Below are 12,270 nucleotides of genomic sequence, written 5' to 3'. Positions count from 1 at the left end.
TTATTCAGAATATCAGTATAAAAGAGCTTTTTAGTTTTTTTGTTCTTCGAAATCGCTTTTATTAGAGGGTAAACATTGCTCTCATAAAATTCGGGTTTATCTAATAAATAAGCATCGTTGATGATGATTTTGTTTAACGGCATTAATTCCTGAATGTTTTGTAATGTTTGTTCCCACCCCTGAAACCCTTCACTCAAATCAATCTTAAAATGACATTGTTGAACAATATTTTCTATCCTTTGCTGATAATTTTCATAAGAAAAACACAAAGCGCCTTTACGCTCTGCCTCATTAAACCAATCCTTATTATTTTGTGTAAAAATCAAAGTTTGTTCGCATTTTGACTTGTCAAAAAAGTGATCTTTTATTGATTTTACGCCTAACGGACTTTTACTTTTATCGCAAATTGCCTTAAAAAAAGAGTTTTCACTTTTCAAAAATTCAAGTTGCTCTAGAGTTTCAATTTCGCAATCAATAAAACACTCCACCTCTGCGTACTCTTTTAGAATTGTGGCCACAATTTTCTGGGAACGTGAAGCAGATGATTCATCAAATTCAAGGTAAAAATTATCCAAAAACTCTTTTTCTATATACAATTCCATACTAATTGTTTTGTTCTTGGTTCAATTTCATTAAATCAAATTGCAAACGGGTGGTTTCATCATAAAACCCTGGCCCAAAAGTATCCGATAGATTTCCGTTTTCTCTAATCTCAATTTGCTTTACTTTTGGCTCTTGCGGGCTTACATATTTGTCGGCATTAAAATAGTATATGCTTGTATCATCGGGACTAATATCTCCTTTGGCTGTCAAGTATTGCAATTTTCTAATTAAATACTCGCTATGAGTTTCTATTATCAAATTAAGCCTCGGAAAAGTTTTTACGGTCAACGCAAATATGTCCGCTAATTTGGATTGCAAATTGGGGTGTAAATTGGCTTCTGGTTCTTCAATTATTAAAATTTCTGAATTTGATTCAACAGTATTAATAATCTTTAATACAATAGGAATCAATTGCGAAAACCCAAAGCCTAAATCGGCTAATGCAACATCTTTGTCTTTCTGTTTGATGTAGATTACTGAAATTACATTTTCATACCGAACTATGTCAAGAGTGCCTTCGATTTCAAGGATTTCTAATACTTTATCGAAATATTTTCTATCATTATCGTAAAAAAGACCAATAAAGTTTCTTTCTAATTCAGGTAAGGTTTTTGCATATTCCTCCAGAGAGTATAAATATTTATCTTTGTATTTAAAAAAATCCAACACAATTTCATCTATATCGTTTTCAGATTTATTTCTTAAAGTTCTTTTTTGACTGCCTCTGTTGGCTGACAAATAAGTTATATTATTAAATATTCTTTCTTTTGTGTTAATGAATTTTGAAAACTGGTCGAAAAGATTTTTCTGAAAAAATCCTCTATCTCCATTATAGTTATCATATTGGTCATAAAGTTTTTCGATAAAAATTAAATTTCCTAATGCAGTTTCTTTTATTATTATATTTTCTGTCTGTAGTTCTTTTTTGAAAAACCCTATAATTTCATCTTTAACTCTTTGATTTATATTAGGTAAAATTGATTTTAACATTGAAATTAAATCCGATCCAGATGAAGAGTCAAAAGGATCGAAGTGTGTTTTAATGTCTGAAAATATAGAATTTTGTAGTTCAATTAATTTATCTTGATACAAATGCGTGATTACTTTATCATTTGCAATTATGTCATACAATAAATAATTTTTTTCTAAAGCATTTATTTCATTGTTTAAAGCGCAAGTTCTACAAGAGTCAAGTTCAATTTCTTTATGATGCAAATCAATCAAATCTGGAAAAGTAGTTTTGAATATTTCGTGATTACCAACAACTAAATCAGTCAAGATTATGGTTTTTTTATTGACTTCATTGTTTTCTTTAATTTCGTAAAATTTTTGTTTTAATTGTTTTGAATAAATCAAATCAATTAAAAAAGTAATGTTCAAATTTAAAATATATGGATCATAAGGGCCTGGCCTTCCACCATACAGTCTTTCTCCTAAATCTTCTCCTTCATCAGCTTTAAGTAGTTTTCGTGCATCTTCATTATGAAAAGCACTATTTCTAACGAAACTAAGATTCAGTAATGTATTTACGTTGTTTGAAATGGAAATTTTGTTGATTTCATTTTTTTTATAAGTTAATTGTACTTTAAAATCATCCGTTAAAAAAGGAATTTCATTATCAAAAGACAATTCTACAGTATTTTGTTTATTTTCCCAATTCAAAACTTTGTCAAAACTCTCCAAATTATGAAGTCCTTCATTGAAATTTAATTTTTTAATACCATTTTTAAGCAACAACAAAAGCTTGGTAAAAGAACTTTTTCCGGCATTATTCGGACCTGTTAAAAGTGTAATTGGTTTTATCTCAAACTCGGTAAACTCTTTGAAAACTCTAAAATTTTTAATTCCTATTTTACTCATTTGTTCTTATTTATTTTGTTAGTGCAAACCTATCATTATATTGTGCATTTTTACTGCACAGCTACTTTTAATTTTTTATCTTGCAAATTCTTTACTTTGTAAATATAAATAAAACCACACAATGGCAATCACGAAAACCCCTTTAATTCGCTATAAAATACTAGACAAATGTTTTCGTAATCCCTACAAAAATTTTTGTTTCGAAACATTATTAGAAACGGTCAACGAATCTCTTTTTGAAATTACAGGAGACGCCGAAGGTATTAAAACCCGCCAATTGCGCGATGATATTGCTTTTATGCGGAGTGCAGAAGGTTGGAATATTGAGTTGGCTGAACTATCAGATGGAAAGAAGAAAATCTACCGATATGAAGATGTGAATTTCTCGATTAACAATGCACCCCTGAATGAAGTGGAGCTTGATCAGTTTCAATCGGCTATTCAGGTATTGTCGCAATTTGAAGGAATGCCCCAATTTGAAGGAATACAAGCTATTATCGCCAAGTTGAAAACTGATTTAAAAACAACCACCAATCAAAAACCGTTTATAGGCTTCGATAGTTCGCAGGATTTGAAGGGGATTGAACATTTTAGTACACTTTATAATGCGGTTCAAAATAAAATACCTTTAGCAATTACGTATAAGGATTTTAAAACTGAAGAGCCGTATTCTTATATTTTTCATCCCTACTATCTCAAAGAATACAACAACCGCTGGTTTTTATTCGGTTTGCACCCCGAAAGCGGAAAACCAGATTGGAACATAGCCATTGATAGAATCGAGGAAGTGCTTCCCGTTACCGTTCCTTTCATCGAAAACGTACAAATAGACTGGCAAGAATATTTTTCGGACATCATTGGAGTAAGCAAACCTATTGATTCTAAACTTGAAGAAGTGGTTTTGCATTTTAATCAATTGACAGGTAAGTATATGGAAAATAAATCGATTCACGAAACCCAAAAACACAAATGGTTGGATGCAAATACATTTGAGGTAAAAATAAAAGTAATCCTCAATTACGAATTGGAGCGATTGATTTTGTCTTACGGAGAGAGTGTACAAGTGATAAGTCCAGAGTATTTGAAAAAGACGGTGAGGAATCGTCTGGCGTTGGGTTTATCGAATTATTCAAATAAAAACTAGGTAGTTAGTACGATTAAAATCTAACTTTTTAGTGAAAATTGCTGCACTTTCAGTCAAAAAAATCAGTTCAAAAACAATGAATTGTATCTTTTTTCAGGAATTTTTTTTGTGAAATAAACTTATCGTAAACCAATAGATAAATCTTATGCACACATATAAATAATGATTCAAAAATGATTGTAGCAACAGTACTTTCTGACTACTTTTGCACCATTAAAAAACAACAAATAAAAATAATATATTATGTCATTAGTAGGAAAAAAATTTCCAAGTATTGCAGTAGACGCCATCTCTGAAATGGGTGATAATTTAAAAATCAACATCTTCGAAGAAGCGGTGAATAACAACAAAAAAGTGCTTTTATTTTGGTATCCAAAAGATTTTACATTTGTTTGCCCCACCGAATTACACGCTTTTCAAACCGCTTTACCGGAATTTGAAAAAAGAAATACAATGGTGATTGGTGCTTCTTGCGATACCAATGAAGTACACTTTGCTTGGTTGAATACCCCAAAAGATAATGGTGGAATTGAAGGTGTTACCTACCCAATTTTAGCAGACACGAACCGTAACTTGGCTAACATTTTAGGCATTCTTGACATCGAATCGACTTCTTACAGTGAAGAGACTGATTCTATTATCATTGAAGGTTCAAATGTAACTTACAGAGCTACTTACCTGATTGATGAGACTGGAAAAATTTTCCACGAAAGTGTAAACGATATGCCGTTAGGTAGAAATGTAAACGAATTTTTACGTTTGGTAGACGCTTACACACATGTTCAAGAAAAAGGTGAAGTTTGTCCAGCCAACTGGGAAGAAGGGAAAGATGCTATGGCAGCCGACCGTTTGAGTACTGCTGCTTATTTGGCCCAAAACTAATTAAATATCAATCACAATGTCAATGACAATATCAAATTTTATAATTGAAGTTTGATGTTGAAATTGACATTGAAATTTTAAAACTATGTTAATCGAATTAAACGAAGATACTTTAGCAAACTTAATTTCGCAGAACGAAAAAGTGGTAGTGCAATACTCTGCTTCTTGGTGCGGAAATTGCAGAATTATGAAGCCAAAATTCAAGAAAATGGCTACTGAAAATGAGAACATGACGTTTGTTTTAGTAGATGCCGAAAAATCGCCTGAATCTCGAAAATTGGCCAATGTTTCTAATCTTCCTACTTTCGCTACGTTTGTAAATGGAAAATTATTAAACGAAACACAAACCAATAAAGCGGATGTTTTGGCTGATTTGGTAAGTGAAATTTCAGCAAATTAATTAGTATGAAACTACCTGTAATCAAGCATCTGACACAGTTTATCGAAGAAAACGACCAAGACTATTTGGTGGAAACCATCGAAGTTTTAGAAAGTTTAACCGAAGTTTCTTCGCTAAAAGATGAAGAACTGGACGTTTTGGGTGAACTGATTTCCAATATGTACGGCGCGTTAGAAGTACACAAAATGATCAAAGAAGGCACGGATAAAAAGGAAGCGCTCAATGCTTTTATGAAGCGTGTTCTAGGTTCTATTGATAAATAAAACAGATTTTTCTTTTTGAAAAGTATAAAACAGCATCCGCAATGGTGCTGTTTTTTTTTGTTGAAAACCGAAATTAAATTTAACGAATAAACTTGAAATTCAAGGGTTTAAACAAGTTAATCAACTTCTTTTCAAATAAATTAAACTTTTTTTGTAACAATCAAAACACATCGGTATCCAAAGAAAAAATTAAATCATTAAAACCATTTTATTATGAAACATTTATTCTTAACACTGGCTTTCTTTTTTATTGTTTGTCAAAATTTTGCACAAAACAGTAGTGCTTTTGAAGTGAAAATTATTGGCAAAGGAGAACCAATTATTTTAATTCCAGGATACTCTTGCAGTGGCGAAATTTGGAACGAAACCGTTGACCATTTGAAAAATAATTATCAATTGCATGTAATGACTTTGGCAGGATTTGGCACAGCAAAACCGATTACAAATGATGAAATTCTAAAAACCGTTCACGATCAAATTATTCACTATGTAAAAACGAATAAATTGCAAAAACCAATACTAATTGGTCACAGTTTAGGGGCTTTTATGACGTTGTGGTTGCACAGCAGCCATCCAGACTTGTTTGGAAAAAGCATTTGTGTGGATGGCGTACCGTTTATCTCAGCGCTTTACAATCCTTTGGCTACAGCCGAATCAGTAAAAACCAATCCGCAATTCAACAAAGCAATGGTAATTGAAAATTTTAAAAACTTACCCGATGAAGGTTACATCGACAATATGGCAAAGCAAATGGCGTTTCAGGTAAACGATCCCGTAAGAGCGCGTCAAATAGCCACTTGGAGTTTTCAAAGCGACCGAGCCACACTGGGAAGTACAATTGTAGAAATGTCAACAACCGATTTGCGTCCAGAACTACCAAAAATAAAACAAGATATCTTAGTTTTGGCAAGTATTTTTGAGACTAAAGAAAACAGTTTGAAAATTTATGAAAATCAATATACTTTGCTGAAAAACAAACAGATTGAAGTAGCCGACGCTAAACATTTTATAATGTACGACCAACCCGTATGGTTTTATGCCCAAATTGATGCCTTTTTGGCTAAAAAATAACGCTTAGCTCTATTTATTACAGCATTTTGCGTCAGGGATTACTTCACTTAACTTCTATTTTTATCGGAGTTCAGTGAACGCAGTTTGAAGTGAAAATCCTTTTTAGTGGCTTTTTTTGCTACAAAAAAGATTGTAACGTAAAGCCCGACCCTTGGGGAACGCCCAAATAATTAATTTAATAAATGCTGATAATAATAGAATAAAGCTAAAAAATAATAAAGAAAGTGAACCACAATCAAGAACAACAATTTAAAGAATTGTATCAAAAATACGCTCCGAAAGTCCAGCGGCTATGTTTGGGTTACACAGGGAATTTGATGGAAGCGGAAGATTTGCTGCAAGACGTTTTCGCAACGGTTTGGCAAAAGTTATACACGTTCAGAGGTGAATCGCAAGTGAGTACGTGGATTTATAGAATCGCAGTCAACACCTGTTTGTATCAGATTCGCTCTTCTAAAAACAAGAAAAGTGTCGACCTCGAAAAAGCGCCCGTTTTGTTAGAAAGTGAAGGCGACAATAAAGAACAGCAGCTGCAAATATTACATAAAGCCATAAGTGAATTAAAAGAAATCGAACGACTCATAATCACATTGTTACTAGAGGAAGTACCGTATGCGGAAATTGCAGAAATTACAGAAATTACAGAAGTCAACTTACGCGTAAAAATACACCGAATCAAACAGCAATTAAGTATAATATATTCGAAATATGAAAGACTTTAACGACTTACAAAACCTTTGGAAGGAACAAAAACCTACACAGTTGCCCGATGTAAATGCTGTTTTGGCCGATGCCAAAAAAACCCAACGCGCCTTGAATACAAAAATAAGTACTCAAATAATCATCTTACTTGCGGTTGTGGTTTTCATACTGATTTTGGCCAACATCCTACCGTTTCAACAAACGACTACTTTTATCGGTATCGGTTTAATGACCGTCTCAATTATCGGATTTTCTGCAGCTCGATTGTACCAAGTGATGCAACTTAAAAAGCTCGACTTAACCCAAAATCCCCACCAACTATTATTGAAATTAGAAACCTATTATCAATTTCAAAAAGTTGTGACTACGCAATTCACACAAATTTATTTTCTATTGATGAACATTGCATTTGCACTTTATTTTATCGAAGTTTTGTATCCTTTACCTTTGTTATACCTCGTTATTACAATTGCTGGTTATTTAACTTGGATGCTATTTGCTTTTTTTTATTTAGGAAAAAAACACAAACTGAAAGAAGAAGCTAAAATTCAAAAAATTATTGAAGCAATTAAATATACCGAACAGAATTATACGTTGTAAATCATAATTTTAAAAATCCTAACCTCAACTTATTTTTTAAGTATTTCTAGTCGCTGGAAATGTCTTAAAAAATGGGATAATGACTTCGAATTGGCACCTCCAACTTGTATTTTTTTTATAAATGTAAGTTCAAGTGCTAATAATAAACTAAAACAATTGGTTTCCCTTTTAAAGTAAAGTAACTTTAGGAATACTAATTTTAAAAAACGTTGCTATGAGTACTAAAGAAAATCAATCAAGAGATGAAAATTTTTACATCGAAAAAGAAAAACGCGAATTTCAAGAAGCGAAAGAACGCCATGAACGGGAACATGGAAAGGAAAACTTAGGTGTTGAAGATTTGACTGGAATTAATGACAACGTTTCTGGCGATGATCGTTCGCAATTGAACAAAGAAGAACGTCATTTTCAGGAAAAACACGGCAACCGAAAATACCAATCTTTTACCAATCATGATTCATCACATGACCAACCCACAACCACTTCAGGACCTGGAACTGTATAAATTAAAATTTAAATATTAGAAGAGAGCGATAAATACCTGTATTTGTGGCTCTTTTTTATTGAGTAAAATTAACTGAGGAAATGCAAGCTTCAAAAAAAACTTCGTTCGGATGTAAAACCAAACGAAGCTTTCACTTATGAACTAAAAAAACTACAATTTACTGATGTAATTTCCATAAATATCTTTGAACATCATACCGTCGGCATAACGTTCTTTACTTAATTTTTTGTACTCAACCAAACCCCAAAGAATGAATTCTTTCAAAAATCTTCGGTCTTCAATTAGCGAAGTGGGTTGGTATTTTTCAATCAAATTATTCAAGGGTTCTATTTCGTCAATGATGGAGTTATACGTCGCTGTGCTGCAATCATCGGTGAGTTCGAAACCACTTTCGTTAAAAAACCAATCGATGACTTCCTGATACGGATCAACAGCCGTTGGGTGTTTCAGTTTTTCAATTTTAGGGAAATAGGTTTCAAAAAGCGTTTTTATAGCAGCTCCAATCAAGTTTTGCGCGACAAATGCTGCACCTTCTTGTTCGCCTTCGTACACTAGCTCTACTTTTCCGGTAATAGAAGGAATAATTCCCATAAAATCCGTCAATCGCACGACCGTTTCTGTTTCACCATTGATCAAAGCACGACGTTCGGCCGTACTCAACAAATTTTCGAAAGCAGTGATACTCATTCGAGCACTCACACCACTTTTAGCATCCACATACTCGCTGTCGCGGGCTTCAAAACTGATTTGTTCTAAAATATCTTTGGCCAATAGCGGGGTATAAACCAACTCCGATTGCCGGTCGTCCGACTTGGCTTCTTGTTCAGTAATCGTTCGGGCGATGTTGATATTTTCAGGATAATGCGTCAAGATTTGTGAACCAATTCGGTCTTTCAGAGGTGTAACAATACTTCCTCGGTTGGTATAATCTTCCGGATTTGCCGTAAATACAAACTGCATATCAAGTGGCATTCGTAACTTAAATCCTCGGATCTGAATGTCGCCTTCTTGCAAAATATTAAACAAAGCTACCTGAATTCGCGCTTGCAAATCGGGTAATTCGTTGATAACAAAAATACAACGGTTGGCACGCGGAATCATACCAAAATGCAACACACGATCATCGGCATACGACAATTTTAAATTCGCCGCTTTAATCGGGTCGATATCGCCAATCAAATCCGCAACGGTAACGTCTGGCGTGGCGAGTTTTTCGAAAAAGCGTTCGTCACGGTGGAGCCATTCTATCGGAGTTTCGTCGCCGTGTTGTTCCAACATGTGCTTTGCAAAACGAGATATTGGTTTGAACGGATCGTCGTTGATTTCCGAATCTTTCACAAACGGAATATATTCGTCCAGCAATCCCACCATAAGTCGTGCTAGACGTGTTTTGGCTTGACCCCGAAGTCCCAAAAGATTGATGTTGTGCCTTGATAAAATAGCGCGTTCCAGTTCAGGAATTACCGTATTTTCAAATCCGTGAATGCCTTGAAATGCCGAAACACCCGACTGTATGCTTTTCTTCAGATTGTCCCGCAACTCATCCTTAATCGACTTGGATTGATACCCTGACTTCTTTAATTCCCCGAATGTTTTTATGTTTTTCATTTTTTGTTGTATGTTGTAGGTTATTCGTTTTAGGTTATTCCAATTCGCTAGTCGTTACTAGTCGGTGATATAGTGTGTATTCCAATTCACTACTCCAAAACTCCCCTCCTTCGGAGTCCCGAAGCTTCGGGAGAGGGAGGCTTTACTTCACCCTCTTCTTCCTGTTACTCTCATAATCTTGAAAAATCATTTCGCCCAAACCTTTCAATCCGGTATAAAACGCCTTTCCTTGATTGGCTTCGGTAAATTCGTTAACAAACCGCTGCAAATACGGATCACTCGCAATCATAAACGTAGTGATTGGAATGTGTAATTTTCGGGCTTGAGCGGCTTGTGTGTAGCATTTTTCAACGATGTACTCGTCGAGTCCGTTGCTGTTCATGTAATACGAACCGTCTTTTTCGCGAACGCAACTGGGTTTGCCGTCGGTAATCATGAAAATCTGCTTGTTGGTGTTTCGTTTTCGACGCAAAATGTCCATCGCCAGTTGCAAACCCGCCACGGTATTGGTATGGTACGGTCCAACATTCAAGTACGGAACATCTTTGAGTGAAATCGGCCAAGCGTCGTTTCCAAAAACGATGATGTCTAACGTATCTTTCGGGTAACGGGTTGTAATCAATTCTGCCAACGCCATCGCCACTTTTTTGGCAGGTGTGATGCGGTCTTCTCCATACAAAATCATACTGTGGCTGATGTCGATCATCAAAACGGTACTCATTTGCGCTTTAAAATGGGCGTCTTCTACAATCAAGTCGTTCTCGGTAATGGTAAACGACTCCATTCCGTGATTGACCTGGGCATTTTTCAAACTCTCCGTAAGTGAAATGGTTTCGATAGGATCGCCAAACTGGAACTCACGCAAGTCGCCAGTGAACTCGTCCCCTGCTCCACTCTGCTTGGTTTTGTGGTTTCCCGAACCGCTTTTATTGAGGTTGCCAAAAATCTGATTCAAGGCTTGTTGGCGAATCAGTCGCTCGGTTTTGGCGGTAAGACCCGTTCCCGAAGTCCCGTCGCCTTTGATTTCCTCTCGAATATAGCCTTTCTTTTTAAGGTCTTCAATAAAATCGTCGATAGTATAGCTGGCATCAGTAAGTTTATATTCGGTGTCCAACTCTCGCAGCCAGTCAATTGCTTCGTCAAAATCACCCGAAGTGTGCACAATCAGTTCCTTGAAAATTTCAAACAGTTTTTCAAAAGGCGAAATGTTGGGTGCTTGATACGAAGTGAATTTAAATCCTTTTCTGTGGTTCGTTTTCAAAAGTAGCTTTTTATTTATTTTTATAGGTCTTTTGTAATGGACATATCTCAGTTGGTTGTTAAAACCAAGCTTTTAGGTAATGCCCATTTCATAGCTTTAAAATTACTGTATTCAGCAGCTATTTAAAACGTAACGAATAATAATTTTTAGTTAAAGTAATTTTAGATATTTAATGGTTAAGAAGAGTTGTATCGAACAAGCATTTAATAGGAAGTAGTAATCTACCATAAATACCAATAAAAATTAAAAAAAAATAACTTTAGTCGATACAAAATTGAATAATTTAATTATTTTTGAAAGATATAAACGAAGTTTTAATTTTTGTTAATTAAATATCAAACGTTTATTTAACTTTAAGAGTTGGTAAAAATTTTGAACGAAGTTAACGCTGAAAAATGGCTAAAAACAATACTGTAAGAGTGTTGTAACATAAAAGAAGCGGCTCTAAATAATAAATTATTAACTAGCGAGGCGGTACAATAAATTAACTTAAAATAGTACCAAAAGTTGTCGTCCTTTCGGTAGTCCGAATAAATATAAAGGGAAGATCTATAATCATGCAAATTAATTTAATTAAGACTGTGTCGTCTACTTTGTTATCAGTAATAATGATTTTTTCTATAACTTCATGCTCCAATGATAATATAGTTTCTAACGAAAAGAGCATAGATAAGACAAATGCTATGGAATTCAAAAATACATTATTTGTCGCTCAATCGGATGGTTCAATTTTAAAATATGAGAATAATAAAAAAAAATATTCAATAGATCTAAAAACTAAGATTAATGTGAGCAGCGTCACCAATAAAAAAAACAAAACAACCGTTTACAGAATTTCTAATCCCACTAGTGGTGAATTCATCGATTTTGTTGATTTTGTAGAAGAAGGTGATTACCTTAAATTTACCGCAGTAACGAGTGCCGGAGAGCAAATTACTGATATTAAATATTATGGAGATGATTTAATTTCAAACCTCGAAAGCCATACCTTTAGTAATAATCAGCCATTAAAATGTCCACCTTGTTGGAGAGCTGCAGCGGTCGTAGTTGTAACTGTAATCGAGTCTATGCAAGATACTACAATGGAACAATGTAGAGGTTCAATGCCCAAAACCTGCCCAACTGGCAAAGCTCCATTTATGGAATTTAGTGAGGGATGGTTTTCAACGACTTGTAATGTGGGATGCAGGTAACTATTTTATGAAAAAAAAAATCAAAGAATGTAATTTTAATTATTTATTAAAAACTGGTGCAGTAATTTTTTGCTGCACCATGTTTATATTTGTAATAATTGCGGTCTATTACACTGACAAATTAAATAATTTATCGCGTTTCGATTCAACAAATAATTACTTTTTATTAGTTTTTGTT

12 protein-coding genes and 1 pseudogene are annotated in these 12,270 nt (G+C 34.2%); 9 read left to right on the top strand and 4 right to left on the bottom strand.

The genetic code is table 11. The annotated features are described in order from the left end of the window. Both ACIQ2X_RS08360 and ACIQ2X_RS08355 read right to left on the bottom strand, forming a co-directional pair. Positions 1-596: pseudogene (locus tag ACIQ2X_RS08360) on the bottom strand (hypothetical protein); the annotation flags it as partial. A gap of 7 nt (positions 597-603) precedes the next feature. Beyond that, positions 604-2,463, bottom strand: coding sequence for a DUF3696 domain-containing protein (locus tag ACIQ2X_RS08355; RefSeq protein ID WP_396178473.1), 1,860 nt, complete (start codon positions 2,461-2,463; stop codon positions 604-606). Positions 2,464-2,584: 121 nt separating this feature from the next. On the opposite strand from ACIQ2X_RS08355, the gene ACIQ2X_RS08350 reads away from it, so the two are divergent. The 8 genes from ACIQ2X_RS08350 (at position 2,585) to ACIQ2X_RS08315 (ending at position 8,030) form a co-directional block, all read left to right on the top strand. Beyond that, positions 2,585-3,607 carry a helix-turn-helix transcriptional regulator gene (locus ACIQ2X_RS08350; protein ID WP_396178472.1) on the top strand — a complete coding sequence of 341 codons (1,023 nt, stop codon included), beginning with the start codon at positions 2,585-2,587 and terminating at the stop codon, positions 3,605-3,607. 243 nt (positions 3,608-3,850) lie between these two features. Beyond that, complete coding sequence (locus tag ACIQ2X_RS08345; protein ID WP_396178471.1) at positions 3,851-4,489, top strand: peroxiredoxin; 639 nt, start codon at positions 3,851-3,853, stop codon at positions 4,487-4,489. Between the two features lie 85 nt (positions 4,490-4,574). Beyond that, positions 4,575-4,889, top strand: a complete 315-nt coding sequence (locus tag ACIQ2X_RS08340) for a thioredoxin family protein (protein WP_396178470.1) — start codon at positions 4,575-4,577, stop codon at positions 4,887-4,889. A 5-nt stretch (positions 4,890-4,894) separates the two neighbouring features. Further along, on the top strand, positions 4,895-5,152 hold the full coding sequence (locus tag ACIQ2X_RS08335; protein ID WP_396178469.1) for a DUF6952 family protein: 258 nt from the start codon (positions 4,895-4,897) through the stop codon (positions 5,150-5,152). Positions 5,153-5,365: 213 nt separating this feature from the next. Next, complete coding sequence (locus tag ACIQ2X_RS08330; RefSeq protein WP_396178468.1) at positions 5,366-6,223, top strand: alpha/beta fold hydrolase; 858 nt, start codon at positions 5,366-5,368, stop codon at positions 6,221-6,223. Between the two features lie 224 nt (positions 6,224-6,447). Beyond that, on the top strand, positions 6,448-6,945 hold the full coding sequence (locus ACIQ2X_RS08325; protein WP_396178467.1) for an RNA polymerase sigma factor: 498 nt from the start codon (positions 6,448-6,450) through the stop codon (positions 6,943-6,945). Beyond that, positions 6,932-7,525 (top strand): hypothetical protein, encoded by a 594-nt coding sequence (locus ACIQ2X_RS08320; RefSeq protein WP_396178466.1) that lies wholly within the window; start codon positions 6,932-6,934, stop codon positions 7,523-7,525. The genes ACIQ2X_RS08325 and ACIQ2X_RS08320 overlap by 14 nt, the downstream gene beginning before the upstream one ends. Positions 7,526-7,739: 214 nt before the next feature. Further along, the gene (locus tag ACIQ2X_RS08315; protein WP_396178465.1) at positions 7,740-8,030 is read left to right on the top strand and encodes a hypothetical protein; all 291 of its coding nucleotides are present in this window, start codon (positions 7,740-7,742) and stop codon (positions 8,028-8,030) included. Positions 8,031-8,180: 150 nt separating this feature from the next. On the opposite strand, the gene ACIQ2X_RS08310 is transcribed toward ACIQ2X_RS08315, so the two are convergent. Further along, on the bottom strand, positions 8,181-9,638 hold the full coding sequence (locus ACIQ2X_RS08310) for an AAA family ATPase (protein WP_396178464.1): 1,458 nt from the start codon (positions 9,636-9,638) through the stop codon (positions 8,181-8,183). Between the two features lie 142 nt (positions 9,639-9,780). After that, complete coding sequence (locus ACIQ2X_RS08305) at positions 9,781-10,899, bottom strand: VWA domain-containing protein (protein WP_396178463.1); 1,119 nt, start codon at positions 10,897-10,899, stop codon at positions 9,781-9,783. Positions 10,900-11,507: 608 nt separating this feature from the next. Between ACIQ2X_RS08305 and ACIQ2X_RS08300 the strand changes: the two genes are divergently transcribed. After that, positions 11,508-12,092 carry a hypothetical protein gene (locus tag ACIQ2X_RS08300; protein ID WP_396178462.1) on the top strand — a complete coding sequence of 195 codons (585 nt, stop codon included), beginning with the start codon at positions 11,508-11,510 and terminating at the stop codon, positions 12,090-12,092. Positions 12,093-12,270 lie beyond the last annotated feature (178 nt).

The organism is Flavobacterium sp. (assembly GCF_044368625.1).
Taxonomy (GTDB): domain Bacteria; phylum Bacteroidota; class Bacteroidia; order Flavobacteriales; family Flavobacteriaceae; genus Flavobacterium.
The sequence above is the reverse complement of the archived record's forward strand: the minus strand, read 5'-3'. Positions and strand labels throughout refer to the sequence as shown.